This is a genomic window from Nocardia sp. NPDC056952, assembly GCF_042674185.1.
Classification (GTDB): domain Bacteria; phylum Actinomycetota; class Actinomycetes; order Mycobacteriales; family Mycobacteriaceae; genus Nocardia.
The window spans coordinates 35,278-48,289 of the sequence record NZ_JBHURA010000006.1 but is presented as its reverse complement, the minus strand read 5'-3'; the positions used below and the strand labels follow the sequence as shown (position 1 = coordinate 48,289).

Sequence of the window (13,012 nt, the reverse complement as noted above, 5' to 3'; positions counted from 1 at the left end):
TACCTGCCACCCCAGGTCGGCCACGACCGCACTACCGTGGCGGACCTGGGACCTACTTCACCGCGATGAACACCAGAACAGTTCCGCCGATACGGATTACGTCCCCATCGGCCAGCAGTGCCCCGTTGTCGATCGGCACCTCGTTGACATAAACCCCGTTGGCCGAGTGCAGATCCTTGATCAGCAGCCCGGCACGGCTGGGCATGATGTGCGCGTGGTACCGGCTCGCCTTCGGATCATCGAGAACGAGTTCGTTGTCCGTCATCCGGCCGATCCTGATCCCCCCATGGGGAATCGGCAGCGTGCGCCCATCGGCGAACCGCAGATTGCCGTTGCGAATCGACTGCGGCACTTCGGTGACCGTCTCGGTCATCGCCGCGGCCACCTGATCAGATCGCCTGGACGCCAGCACATTCAACGGCTCCTGGCGCAGCACCTGCCGCTCCAGCTCGATCAGCGCGGCCCCCGGGTCGATTCCCAGCTCCTCGGCCAGCACGCTGCGCACCCGGCGGCACGCCTCCAGCGCGTCCGCCTGCCGCCCGGACAGATACAGCGCGGTGATCAACTGCCCCCACAGCGGCTCACGCAGCGGATGCTCGTTGGTCATCGACACCAACTCGCCGATCACCGAAGACGCCCGGCCACAGGCGATTTCCGCGTCGACGCGCGCGGAGACGGCGAGTAGCCGCTCCTCGTTCATCGCGGTGGCGAACCCGTCGGCGAATTGCAATCCGGCCAGGTCGGCCAGCGCCCGCCCGGTCCATTCCCGCAGTGCCGCACCGAAAAGGTTGGCGGCACCCGGGTGGTCACCGACATCCAAACACCGCGAACCCGCTTCGCGCGCGCTCTCGAAACGTCCGAGATCGCACGCGGTATCGGGGATTTCGAGCCGATAGCCCGCGCCCTCGGTCCGCAGCACCTGCGCGGAGTCGATCCCCGCGTTGCGCAGCGCTTTACGGATGTTCGACACGAACACCTGCAGGCTGGCCGCGTAGGAATCCGGCGGATCCTCGTTCCAGACCATCTCGGCGAGCACAGCAGAAGACACCGCGCGCCGCCGATTGACGGTGAGCGCGGCAAGGAGAGCGCGCGGCTTGGGCCCGCCGACCGCTACCGGCTCGCCGCCGACGAGCAGTCGAACGGGCCCGAGCACACGGACATCAAGACTCATGAGCTCGGGCCCCGTTGGTTGGTACGAAAATCAGAAACTGCTCACGGAGCGTCCGGCCGACTTCAGGTCGTTGCAGGCCTCGGTCACGCGCGCGGCCATCGAGGTCTCGGCCTTCTTCAGGTAGCTACGCGGGTCGTAGACCTTCTTGTTGCCGACCTCACCGTCGATCTTCAGCACACCGTCGTAGTTGGCGAGCATGTGACCGGCGACCGGGCGGGTGAAGGCGTACTGGGTGTCGGTGTCTACGTTCATCTTCACCACGCCGTAGCGCAGCGAGTCCTCGATCTCGGACTTCAGCGAGCCCGAACCACCGTGGAACACGAAGTCGAACGGCTGCGCACCGGACTCGAGGCCCAGCTTCTCGGCCGCGACGCGCTGGCCCTCAGCCAGCACCTCGGGCTTGAGCACCACGTTGCCCGGCTTGTACACACCGTGCACGTTGCCGAAGGTGGCGGCCAGCAGGTACTGCCCGTTCTCGCCCGCGCCGAGCGCGGCGATGGTCTTCTCGAAGTCCTCGGGCGAGGTGTAGAGCTTGTCGTTGATCTCGGCCTCGACGCCGTCTTCCTCGCCGCCGACCACACCGATCTCGACCTCGAGGATGATGTTGGCCGACTTACAGGCCTTCAGCAGCTCCTGGGCGATCTCGAGGTTCTCGTCGATCGGGATGGCCGAGCCGTCCCACATGTGCGACTGGAACAGCGGGTTCAGACCGGCGTTCACGCGATCCTGCGAGATCGCGATCAGCGGACGCACGTAGGTGTCCAGCTTGTCCTTGGGGCAGTGGTCGGTGTGCAGCGCGATCGTCACGTCGTACTTCGCGGCGACGATGTGCGCGAACTCGGCCAGTGCCACCGCGCCGGTGACCATGTCCTTCACGCCGAGACCGGAGCCGAACTCGGCACCACCGGTGGAGAACTGGATGATGCCGTCACTGCCCGCGTCGGCGAAGCCCTTGATGGCGGCGTTGATCGTCTCCGACGACGTGCAGTTGATAGCCGGGAACGCGAACGAGTGCGCCTTGGCCCGGCCGAGCATCTCGGCGTAGACCTCCGGGGTCGCGATAGGCACAGCAGTGACCTCCGTCTTGTGGGGAGCAAAAACCAATTCTGTCAGGCCACACCCTAAATTAGGAAGGCGAAGGCGAGATCACCCGGTGGGGCGAGGTTCACCCGCAGGGCACTCACGTCACAGATCGGACCGGTACTGTGGGGGCCGTGACTTTGCTGGCGGTATCCGATGCGGTGACGAACAACCTTGCGTTGACCCAGTTGCTGGACCCGATGTATCTGCTCCAGGAAACCTGGCTCAAGAACGCGGTGCTACCGGCCATCCTGGCGATTGTGTTCATCGAGACGGGTCTGCTGTTCCCGTTGCTGCCCGGTGACTCGCTGCTGTTCACCGGCGGCATGCTCGCGGCGCAGCCGGGCTCGACCCTCTCGATCTGGGTGCTCGTGCCGTTGGTGATTCTCACAGCCTTCGCCGGCGACCAGTGTGCGTATTGGATCGGCCGCAAGATCGGTCCGGCCATCTTCAAGAAGGAAGACAGCCGCTTCTTCAAGAAGCACTACGTCACCGAGACGCACGAGTTCTTCGAGAAGCACGGCCCCAAGACCATCATCCTGGCCAGGTTCGTGCCGATCGTGCGCACGTTCATGCCGGTGCTGGCCGGTGTGTCGAAGATGAGCTACCGCAAGTACGTGGCGTTCGACATCGTCGGCGCGGTGCTGTGGGGTGGCGGCGTCACGATCCTCGGCTACTTCCTCGGCAACGTGCCCTTCATCCGCGATCACATCGAGGGAATCTTCCTGCTGATCGTGTTCGTCTCGATCCTGCCCGCGATCATCACGGTCGGTAAGAAGGTGCTCGAGCGCCGCAACGCACCGGCCGCGCCGGCGCAGAGCGGCGAGCTGGCTGCTTCGACGAACGAGACGCACTGATCCCTGTGACCGCAGTACCGTCGACCCTCGCTATGGGCAGCTTCGATCCGCTGATCTCAGCAGGCCCCGCTGTGGTCTGCACGGTGGTGCTAGTTTTCGTCTTTCTCGAATGCGCGTTCATCATCGGGCTGTTCCTGCCCGGTGATTCCATGCTGATCACCGCGGGCATCGTGCTCGCCTCGCACGCCAATGGCGAGGCGCAGGTCTGGGCGTTGTCGGTGGGCACCATGCTCGCCGCGATCGCGGGTAATCAGGTGGGTTATGTCGTCGGGGCGCGGACCGGGCATCGCCTGGTCGCGCGCAAGAACGGCCGATATATCAACACCAAGAATCTGGCCAAGGTCACCGATCTGCTCGAACGGCACGGGTTCCTCGCGGTGCTGGTGGCCCGCTGGATTCCGTGGGTGCGCACGCTGTGCCCGATGGTCGCGGGTGCGGCCGGGATGGATCATCGGCGCTACACGGTGGCCAGCACGCTCGGCGCGATCATCTGGGCGCCCGTGCTGTTGTTGATCGGGTACTACGCGGGCGAGTTCCTCGAGCAGGTTCCGTGGCTGATGCCCGCGGTGATCGGCACGCTGATCGTCGGCCTGATCGTCGGCACTGTTCTCGGTATCCGGCACTATCGCCAGGAGATGGCGAGGCCGGTCGAGGATTACGACCTCGAGCCGAGCGTCGCGGTCGAGTCCGAGCGCTGAGCTACAGCCCGGCCGCGGTGACCTGGTAGGCCGCTTCCATCAACATCCAGCCGGACAGCTGCACGGACAGGTCGCGTTCGGGCACCGCCGAGGCCGTCACCGAACCGCCCGCGGTGAATCTGCCCGCGCCCGCGGTGCCGCCCGGCAGCCTGGCCGGTTTACTCCAGTCGAATCCGAACAGCGGCTCGCCTTCGAACTCGAGCCGATTGGCCCAGGCGGCGGTGGCCGAGGCTTTGACGATGGCCGCGGCGGTGCGCCGATCGGTTTCGGCCTGCTTGCCCTCGCCGGGCAACATCAGGGCGACCACCGCCAGGTAGCGCGCCAGGACGCCGTTGAACAGCCCACCGTCACCGCCGCCGCCACCGTTGATCACCAGGCGGGTGGTCATGTGTTCTTCCACCGCGGCCAGCAAGCCGCTGACTCGTTCGATGTGACGTTCGTCGTCGTCGGTGTGCACGGCCAGCTCGGTTTCCAGACCGAGCACGACTCCCTGGCAGTAGCTGAACACCGGGCGTTCGACCTCGCCCGAGGGTAGGTGGATCCCGTCGAGGATCAGGCCGGATTCGGGGTCGCGGAGGGTGGCGTCGAGCCAGTCGGCCATCTCTCGCGCGCGCTCCACCCGGCCGAGGCGTAAGAGCGCGATGCCGGCCGGGCCGTTGGCGGGGGCGTTGAAGAAGTCCGATTTGATCCGCCACGGAATACCGCCGCCGACCTCGGGTTCCCAGGCGCCATAGAGCTTCTGCTCGAGGGCGAGCAGGCCGCTGCGCGCCGAGGTGAGTTCCTGCGTGCGCTCGGCGCGTTCCAGGGCAATGGCCAGCCAGGCCATGTCGTCGTAGTAACGATTGGTCCAGCCGGTGATGTTGCGTAGCCGGATGCCGCGGGCGATCGCGCCGATGCGCCTGCGGCGGGCGGGGGTGGGGACACGATTGGCGGCGTCGACCGCGACGTCGAGCAGGTGGGCCTGCCACCAGTAGTGCCAGCCCGCGAAGGCTCGTTCACGACGAGTCGCCGGCCAGCCGACAACACCCAATTCCGTTCCGGGACAACCCCACAGCGTCCGCAGGTGCCGCGAGACGATCGCGGACTCGGCCATGTCGGCACGCTCGGACCACAGCGCCGGGGTGGGCACGGATCCGGCGCGATCAGAGGGCTGGGGGCGCCGGCCGCTGCGCGAGGTCATGGCTCCATGGTGCCAGGTGGTACCGACATTCCGTGCCCATTCCGTTACCAGGCCGCAGACAAGTCGGCGTGTTGGCGGATCCAGGCGTGCATGGCGATGCCCGCGGCGACACCGGCGTTGATGCTGCGGGTCGAGCCGAACTGGGCGATCGAAACAGTCAGGGCCGCTGCGTCTTTCGCGTCGTCGCTGACCCCGGGGCCCTCCTGGCCGAACAGCAGCAGGCAGTCGCGTGGCAGTTCGGCGGTCTCGAGCGGGACCGCGCCGGGCACATTGTCGACGGCGACCACCGTCAAACCCTCGCGCGCGGCGAATTCACGCAGTTCGGCGAGGTCGCTGTGGTGGACGAGGTGCTGGTAGCGGTCGGTGACCATGGCGCCACGCCGGTTCCAGCGCCGTCTGCCGACGATGTGCACCGCGGCGGCGGCGAAGGCGTTGGCGGTACGAACCACGGTGCCGATGTTGGCGTCGTGGCCGAAGTTCTCGATGGCCACATGGAAGGGGAAACGGCGGGCGTCGATGTCGGCGACGATCGCCTCGCGGGTCCAGTAGCGGTAGGCGTCGACGACGTTGCGGCGGTCGCCCTCGGCCAGCAGAACAGGGTCATAGCGCGCGTCGGTGGGGACGGGGGTGTCGTATTCCTGCTCCCACGGACCGAGGCCGTGCGGGTGCTCGCCCCACTCGGTCGGGCCCGCGACCTCTGCTTCATTCACCCGGCAATGCTAGGCGGGGGCTCGCTACGACGAGGAATCGGCCATCGCGCCGACGATCATCAGCACCACGGCGACACCGACGATCAGGACGGTGAAGGCCAGCAAGCACGTACCGACGATGCCGAGGATGTACCCGGCGTATACCTGCGTGCGACCACCGATCTGCCCACCGGAGCCATCGATTTCAGCGAGCACGCCGCGACCCTTGAGCCAGGCGAACGGAGCGCAGAGCCCGCACAGCGACATGCCGAGCACACCGAGGACGAGGACCGTGGTGGCCTGCGGATGCTCGGGCGGCGGGCCGTAATAGCCCTGGGGATAGCCCTGCGGGTAGCCCTGGGGCCCGTTGTCCGGGTAACTCATGACCGAAGCGTAATCGCGACCGCCCCGAATCGCCGTTTATCCTGGAGGGACAGAGTCTTTTCGGTGGTGAGCGTGATGGATCATGCGCGAGTGTCGCGGGCGCTGATCGGCGTCGTGGCGGGGTATCTGATCGCGCTCGCGGTGTGGTTGGGGTGGCTGGCTCCGCACGCGCCGCCGGGCACCGCACCGTTTCAGGTGATGATCATGGTCGGGCTGTTCGGTTCGGCGTGCGGGATCGCGATGACGTGGGCTTCGATGCCGACACGGGCGGATCGGCGGTTGCTCAGGCACGGGCTCGAGGGGTGGGCGCGCATCGACGGGGTGCATCCGCTGAGCCTGACCGATCACGCGAGTGAGCTCACCGAGTTCGATGTGGAGCTCACCGTGCCCGGCTCCGAGAGTTACCACGGGACGATCGTGGTGGACGTGATGCCGGTACACAAGCCCAGAATGGTTGTCGGACAGACAGTTCCGATTCGGGTGGACCCGCAGGACCGGGATCGGATCATCCTGGCGCTGTGAGCGGCGCGTGTCCGTTCGACCGCGCCGGGTCGTCGGCGGGCGCGGGGATGTTCGACGACGCGGGCGACGGGAGGCCGACGATCGGGCGACCGCGGCGGAGGGTGCGCTGCCAGCGCAGGGGGTCGAAGACGGCCGGGTCGGTCTCCTCGATGAACGAGCGGATCAGTGCGACGAAGCGGTCGGGATCGAAATGATGCGGGAAATGGCCTGCGCCCGCGAAGATTTCGATACGACTGCCGGGGAAGGCACGATGTGCGCGATCCGCGTGACCAGACGGGATGACGGTGTCGCGGGTGCCGCCGACGACCAGGGTGGGCAGGTGGGCGGCGAGATAGCCGCGGTCGAGCATGGTGATCGTCTGGCCGCGGCGGTCGGCGGCCGCACGAATGGTGCGCAGGAAGGCGTTGCGAGCGCCGGAGTCGGAGAGGTGGCCGTAGAGGCGGAGCACGTATTCGGCGTCGGGACCGAGGCCGAGGCCACCCAGCGCGGTGACGATCGGCACCGCGGCCGTCACCGCGGTGCGGACCGGCCAGCTGGTGATCGCCATCAGCGCCGGGCCCGCGCCTGCCAGTGTCGCGAGCCGGAACGCGGGGTGCACCCCCGCACCCATTCCCGCCGGGCACACCAGTGCGATCCGCTCCACCTTCTCGGGAAACTGGTAGGCGAACTGCATCGCGACACCGCCGCCGAGCGAGTGCCCGACGACGGTGATCCGCTCGATACCGAGGATGCTGAGCAGATCGCGCATGCCGTTGGCATAGGCCGCCACGGCGTAATCGCCGCGCGGTTTGTCCGATTCGCCGTGGCCCAGCAGGTCAGGTGCGATCACGGTGTAGTGCTCGGCGAGCGCGTCGAAGACCGGCGCCCATGTCCCCGAGCTGTCGGTGATGCCGTGGATGAGCAGCAGCGGCGGACCGGTTCCGGCCATCCGGAACGCCCGGCGATACCCGTGCACCTCGATGAACTGCGCTTCCCCACTCATCTACGAAGCGTGCGCGCGAGGTGTTGCGCCCCGACGACACCTGAGTTAGCGCCGTGTGACACCGAGTATCACGAACTCACCGGCGAGCGGGGAGTGCGGAGCGCCGAGACGCTCCAGGTGCGAGATCCTACGTCCGGCCCAGATCACGGGGAGGCGGGACAGTGAGCAGGTATTGCGCGGAGGCGTACGTCGCCAGGATGACGCCCTCGGTGATCCGGCGGGTGCGGTCGTCGCGGGCGAAGAGGCGGCGCACGACGATCAGCGCATCCGAGATCGTGAACAGCAGGGCCCCGACGCCGTAGCGACTGCGCGGGTCGGAGTTCGGAATGTTCAGGCCCGCGATGTTTTTCGCATCCGGGGCGAGAGCCGGGTCCGAAGCGAGGGTCGCGGCCGTGCCCAATGTCGCGCCGTAGGCGGTGAGCGGCAGAACGAGGTTCGGGGCTTTGGCGCGCAGCAAGCCCGCCGCGCCGACCCACGCCACCACGCGCGGGAGGGCGATCTCGGGGCGCGGCCGGGCACCGCGCTTCCACCACAGCAGTGAGTAGCCGGTTTGCATGACCGCGAAGGACGACGCGCCCGCGATGAGGCGGCGGTCGTCGTCGGGGTCGAGCAGCAGCACATCGCCGACCGTCGCGGCGGCCAGCGAGCCGAGCAGGAGCCGGCGTTCGGCCGGATCGAGATCGACGCCGCTGGTCACCGTGTCGGCGGCGAGCAGCGGCATCAACAGCGGCTTGGCGACCCATTGCAGGCGGTCGCGACCGGTGACGGCACCGAACACAGTGACCGCCGCCGCCCCCAGATAAGCGGCGCGCAACCCTCGCATGTCAGAAGCTCGGTTCCTTCGGGGCGGGCGGCAGGGTCACTACCTGGCCCGCGTAACTCAGACCCGCGCCGAAGCCGAGCAGCAGCGCGAGCTGACCACCCTTCGCCTTGCCGGTGACGAGCATTTCCTCGATCGCCAGTGGCACCGAGGCAGCGGAGGTGTTGCCGGTGTTCTCGATGTCGTTGGCGATCGGGACACTCTCGGCCAGGCCGAGGTTCTTCTTCATCAGCTCGTTGATCCGGGCGTTGGCCTGATGCGGGACGAAGACCTCGATGTCCTCCTTGGCCACGCCGGAGGTCTCGAGCGCCGCGGAGAGCGCGCGCGGCAGCGTGACCGCGGCCCACCGGAAGACCTTCGGGCCCTCCATGTGCAGCGACATCCGGCCGACGGCCTCGACCGCCGGATCGGTGCCCTGCAGGGCCTGCGCCTTGTTCATGTACTCCAGGAAATCGACGTCCTGGGCGATGGCTTCGGCGTTCTCACCGTCGCTGCCCCAGACCGTCGGGGAGATGCCGTTGTCCTCGGCCGGGCCGACGACCACAGCGCCCGCGCCGTCACCGAAGATCATCGCGGTGCCGCGGTCGGTGGGGTCGAGGCCGACGGTCATCGTCTCGGCGCCGATCACCAGCACATAGTCGAACGAGCCCGCGCGGATCAGGTCGGCGGCGACACCGAGTCCGTAACAGAAGCCACCGCAGCCGGACGTTAAATCGAAGGCGGCGACCCCGTTGAGCCCGAGGTCGAAAGCCACCGAGGGAGCGCCGTGCGGGGTGAGCTTGAGCCAGCTCGAGGTGCACAGGACGACCGCGCCGATCTTGGATCGATCGATCGGGGTGTTGTTCAGCGCACGCTCACCGGCGGCCGCCGCGATCGACCGGATCGTCTCGTCGCCACTGATCCAGCGCCGGTTGTGGATACCGGTGCGCTCGAAGATCCAGTCGGGCGTCGAGTCGAGGGTCTCGCACACTTCGGCGTTGGTGACGATGCGCTGCGGACGGTAGGCACCGATCCCGAGCATCGCAACGTTGTCGCGACCTTTGTTTACTGCAATGCTCACCACAGGTGACTCACACGTCCTTCAGACTTTCCGGACAGACCACGTCGTCGTCCGGGTTCGGCGTTGTTCAGGCTATCCCAGGGCGAGATCGTCGAGACCGAGGATGGATCGATATTCCAGCCCCTCCTCGGCAATCACCTGGTCAGCACCGGTTTCCCGGTCGACAACGGTGGCAACGCCGACCACGATCGCGCCCGCGTCGCGCAGTGCGCGCACCGCGGTGAGCGGCGAGTTGCCGGTGGTGGTGGTGTCCTCGACGACGAGCACGCGCTTGCCGACGATGTTGGGGCCCTCGATCTGGCGCTGCATGCCGTGCGCCTTGGCGGCCTTACGGACCACGAAGGCGTCGATCGGACGGCCCGGCGCGTGCATCACGGCCATCGCGACCGGATCGGCGCCCATGGTGAGCCCGCCGACAGCGTCGAAGTCCCAGTCGGCGACGAGCTCACGCAGCAGCGTGCCGATCAGCGGCGCCGCCTGGTGATGCAGGGTCGCGCGGCGCAGGTCGACGTAGTAGTCGGCTTCCTTGCCCGAGGACAGCGTCACCTTGCCGTGCACGACCGCGAGCTCGCGCACGAGGGCGGCCAGCTGGTCGCGATCGGCCTTCGTGAGCGCCTGACGTGCTTGGTCGATCATCTAAGTCATGTCCTTCCGCGTGCGTTGAAGAGTCCGCGATTCATGCGGGCCACCAGGGTGCGCGGGACGAAGCCCGCTACCGCGGTGAGCACCTTGTACTGCACGCCGGGCACGCTGATCACCCGGCCGGAGTCCAGATCCTGCAGGCACCCGTCGACGACCTGGTCGACGTCGAGCCACAGGCGCTCGGGCAGCGAACTCATCTCGATGCCCGCGCGCTCGTGGAACTCGGTGCGCACGAATCCGGGGCACAGCGCTTGGATGCGGACACCGGTGCCCACCAATCCACCCGCTAAACCCTCCGTGAAGGATACGACGTAGGCCTTGGAGGCCGAGTAGGTCGACCCCCGTCCGGGGATCAACCCGGCCACACTCGCCACATTCACGATCGAACCCGCGCCCGCCGCGACCATCGGCGGCAGGGCCGCCCTGGTGAGTTGCAGGACCGAGGTGACGTTGACGTCGAGCTGGGCCTGCAGCTCCGCGGGCTCCAGGGTCCAGAACTCACCCGAATGCGCGAAACCCGCGTTGTTCACGAGGAATTCGATGCCCTGGGCGGCTCTGGCCGCGACGCGAGCGCGATCGTCGTCATCGGCCAGGTCGGCGACGACGACTTCGGCCGACGTGGCGAAACGGCGGGCAACATCGTCGGCGAGTGCGCGCAGGCGTTCCTCGTTCCTGGCGACGAGGACCAGGTCGTAGCCGAGGGCGGCGAGACGGTGGGCGAAACCCCGCCCGATGCCGGACGTCGGTCCGGTGATCATCGCGACGGGGCGGTGCACGCCGGGCAGACGTGAAGGACTATCAGACATCGCTGGTCGATTCCGGTCGACGGGGTGCCGCGACGACTACCGCGGCAGGTGGATCACTTCGGAACAGGGCCCTGGTAAGGGCGGAAACCGGGGTGGAACGGTCCGCCCGGCTGACCCGATTCCGCGTCGTCGAGCGGTGGCTCGGTGCGCGGACGCGGCTCGGGGACGACGGCCAGCGACGGGCGCTTCGGCGGTTCGCCCAGCGGGCGGCGGCCGGGCGCGGGCTGGTCTTCGAACTCGGGGTCGTCGAGATCGGGGTCGTAGTCGGCGGGCAGGGCGGGGGCGCGGCCGCCGATCGGGGCGCGATCGTCGACGTCGCGGGTCGCGGCGCCACGCGCCGCGGAGGGCGCGTCGACTTCGGGGAAGCGGGCGCCACGATAGGGCTCGTCGTCATCGGGCAGGCGGGCCGCGGAGCCACGGGGGGCGAAGGGCTCGTCATCGGAGTCGAGTTCGTCGGGGCCCGGGAAACGGGCGCGGCCACGTTCTTCCACATCGGCGTATTCCGCACGGCCCGCGGCGAATTCGCGATCGTCGTCTTCGTCGTCGTACTCGGGGCGGAAACCGGGTGCGAGATTGGCACTCGACCGCGGCCGGGTGAACTCGTTCGGCTCGGCCACCGGGGGCAGCACGTGCAGCAGGCCGGACAGGCGGAGCACCACGTCGATGGCGGTCTCCCAGTCCTTGGATCCGCTGCCGACGGGGAGCATGCCGAGGGTCCAGTTGCCCTCACTCCACAGCATCTGCACGGTGTCGGACAGCGACTCGATGAAGCCGACCATCCGCTGATCCACCGCGTGGCGCGCGATCTCGGGGTCGGTGGCGAACACGACCCGGTCGCCGATGGCACCGAGCAGTTCCAGATCGTGGTCCTTCGGCGGCGCGGCGGTCTTGAGCCGCATGTCGACATCGATCTCGGAGCCGATCTGGCGTCGCACGGCCACCAGGGTCGCGGCGTCCTCCAGGTCGAAGAGCACGAACTTCTCGCCCTTGCGAATACCGGAGACCACGTCGACCGCCGAGAGATAGCCGAGCTTGGCCAGCGCGCCACGTCGCCACGTCGAGGCGAGCGCGGGCTCCACCGACACGTAGGTGTAGCCCTGGGACTTCGCCCACACCTGTCTCGCGTGTCCGGTGCGCTGCCGCTGGACCCGATCGAAATACAACAGGACGACCGCACCCACGAGTGCGATCGCTGCTAACCCGAACCACATAGCCGTCATCGTCGCCTAGCCTATCCAGCCGTCGCCGTGATTGCCCGGTAGCACCGGGGATTCGACGCGCGGGTCGCTCATCGGGGGCCGCCCGGCAACGCCGTACTGATAATGATCTTGGCGTGGATCGACCCGTCTGGGTTCTTGTCGCCCTGCACCATAACCATGTCGCCCACGGGAAGCTCGCTCGCCTTCGTGCTGGTCAGCGAGATCACCTGGGTGGCATCGTCGATCAGCACCCGCACATCGGATCCACCGAGGGTGCTCATGGTGATCTCGGTACCGGTATTGGCGGTGATACTGCCCATGGTGGCGCCGAGATCTTCGCCGCCGCCGAGACCGGGCAAGCCGGGGAGCCCGCTCGCGCTCGGCGGAGATCCCGGCGTGGTTTGTTTCGGTGTCGGCGGGACGAGCAGCTGGCTCGTCGTCGGCGCCGATGCGGTGTTGTCGCCCGAGTCGTCACCGCTGAGGACCAGACCGGCGAGCACCCCGCCGACCGCGATCAACGCCAGTACGCCCAAGCCGAGCGCGATCCACAAACCGATGTGACGTTTGGGAGGTTCCTCCTGGTCACCGTCCTGCGGCCGCGGTGGATACCCCGGCGGCGGCGCGGCGGGATAGCCCTGGCCATACCCGGGCGGCGGCGCCTGGTAACCCTGGTCGTACCCCGGCGGCGCCTGCTGCGGCGGGGGTTGAGCTGCCGGATAACCACTTTCGTAGTCACCCCATTGCGCGTCGTGCGGCGGCAACGCCTGCGTCGGGTTCGACGGTTGCCCCCACTCGTCGAACGAATTGCCTCCGTACGGCGTGGTCGAGTCGGTGCCCGGCGAACCCAGCCGTTCGGTCGGCGAATCCTCCGGGCGTTGCCCCCACGGATCGTTCGGGTTCGTCATGGGCTCCAGGGTAGGAC

Annotated in this window: 15 protein-coding genes; 3 read left to right on the top strand and 12 right to left on the bottom strand. The window is 67.8% G+C overall.

Annotated features, from left to right (window positions below):
- Positions 1-52 precede the first annotated feature (52 nt).
- Positions 53-1,171 carry a BTAD domain-containing putative transcriptional regulator gene (locus ACFTS5_RS21285; protein ID WP_101465335.1) on the bottom strand — a complete coding sequence of 373 codons (1,119 nt, stop codon included), beginning with the start codon at positions 1,169-1,171 and terminating at the stop codon, positions 53-55.
- A 30-nt stretch (positions 1,172-1,201) separates the two neighbouring features.
- A complete protein-coding gene (gene fbaA, locus ACFTS5_RS21280; RefSeq protein WP_378633585.1) occupies positions 1,202-2,239 on the bottom strand; it encodes a class II fructose-bisphosphate aldolase in 1,038 nt (345 codons plus the stop codon).
- 212 nt (positions 2,240-2,451) lie between these two features.
- Here fbaA and ACFTS5_RS21275 point away from each other — a divergent pair, with 212 nt between their 5' ends.
- Entirely contained in the window at positions 2,452-3,108 is a 657-nt protein-coding gene (locus ACFTS5_RS21275; RefSeq protein ID WP_378634467.1) for a DedA family protein, read from the top strand.
- A 32-nt stretch (positions 3,109-3,140) separates the two neighbouring features.
- Positions 3,141-3,806 (top strand): DedA family protein, encoded by a 666-nt coding sequence (locus ACFTS5_RS21270; protein ID WP_378634465.1) that lies wholly within the window; start codon positions 3,141-3,143, stop codon positions 3,804-3,806.
- Position 3,807: 1 nt separating this feature from the next.
- On the opposite strand, the gene ACFTS5_RS21265 is transcribed toward ACFTS5_RS21270, so the two are convergent.
- The 3 genes from ACFTS5_RS21265 to ACFTS5_RS21255 form a co-directional block, all read right to left on the bottom strand.
- Entirely contained in the window at positions 3,808-4,899 is a 1,092-nt protein-coding gene (locus ACFTS5_RS21265) for a glycoside hydrolase family 76 protein (RefSeq protein WP_378634463.1), read from the bottom strand.
- A 131-nt stretch (positions 4,900-5,030) separates the two neighbouring features.
- Positions 5,031-5,696 (bottom strand): TrmH family RNA methyltransferase, encoded by a 666-nt coding sequence (locus ACFTS5_RS21260; protein WP_378633582.1) that lies wholly within the window; start codon positions 5,694-5,696, stop codon positions 5,031-5,033.
- 24 nt (positions 5,697-5,720) lie between these two features.
- Positions 5,721-6,059: a DUF4190 domain-containing protein gene (locus ACFTS5_RS21255; protein WP_378633580.1), complete on the bottom strand. Its 339-nt coding sequence runs from the start codon at positions 6,057-6,059 to the stop codon at positions 5,721-5,723.
- Between the two features lie 75 nt (positions 6,060-6,134).
- Here ACFTS5_RS21255 and ACFTS5_RS21250 point away from each other — a divergent pair, with 75 nt between their 5' ends.
- The gene (locus ACFTS5_RS21250; RefSeq protein ID WP_378633578.1) at positions 6,135-6,581 is read left to right on the top strand and encodes a hypothetical protein; all 447 of its coding nucleotides are present in this window, start codon (positions 6,135-6,137) and stop codon (positions 6,579-6,581) included.
- Here the strand turns inward: ACFTS5_RS21250 and ACFTS5_RS21245 are convergent.
- The 7 genes from ACFTS5_RS21245 to ACFTS5_RS21215 form a co-directional block, all read right to left on the bottom strand.
- On the bottom strand, positions 6,565-7,563 hold the full coding sequence (locus ACFTS5_RS21245; RefSeq protein ID WP_378633575.1) for an alpha/beta fold hydrolase: 999 nt from the start codon (positions 7,561-7,563) through the stop codon (positions 6,565-6,567). The two genes, ACFTS5_RS21250 and ACFTS5_RS21245, sit on opposite strands and share 17 nt — an antisense overlap.
- Before the next feature lie 127 nt (positions 7,564-7,690).
- Positions 7,691-8,386, bottom strand: coding sequence for a lysoplasmalogenase family protein (locus ACFTS5_RS21240; RefSeq protein ID WP_378633573.1), 696 nt, complete (start codon positions 8,384-8,386; stop codon positions 7,691-7,693).
- Position 8,387: 1 nt separating this feature from the next.
- A complete protein-coding gene (locus tag ACFTS5_RS21235) occupies positions 8,388-9,446 on the bottom strand; it encodes a beta-ketoacyl-ACP synthase 3 (RefSeq protein ID WP_378633570.1) in 1,059 nt (352 codons plus the stop codon).
- A 69-nt stretch (positions 9,447-9,515) separates the two neighbouring features.
- Positions 9,516-10,079 carry an orotate phosphoribosyltransferase gene (gene pyrE, locus ACFTS5_RS21230; protein WP_358061648.1) on the bottom strand — a complete coding sequence of 188 codons (564 nt, stop codon included), beginning with the start codon at positions 10,077-10,079 and terminating at the stop codon, positions 9,516-9,518.
- Positions 10,080-10,084: 5 nt separating this feature from the next.
- Positions 10,085-10,891 carry an SDR family NAD(P)-dependent oxidoreductase gene (locus ACFTS5_RS21225; protein ID WP_378633568.1) on the bottom strand — a complete coding sequence of 269 codons (807 nt, stop codon included), beginning with the start codon at positions 10,889-10,891 and terminating at the stop codon, positions 10,085-10,087.
- Between the two features lie 53 nt (positions 10,892-10,944).
- Positions 10,945-12,111, bottom strand: coding sequence for a hypothetical protein (locus tag ACFTS5_RS21220; RefSeq protein ID WP_378633565.1), 1,167 nt, complete (start codon positions 12,109-12,111; stop codon positions 10,945-10,947).
- A 68-nt stretch (positions 12,112-12,179) separates the two neighbouring features.
- Positions 12,180-12,995: a DUF5666 domain-containing protein gene (locus ACFTS5_RS21215; protein ID WP_378633562.1), complete on the bottom strand. Its 816-nt coding sequence runs from the start codon at positions 12,993-12,995 to the stop codon at positions 12,180-12,182.
- Positions 12,996-13,012: the final 17 nt, after the last annotated feature.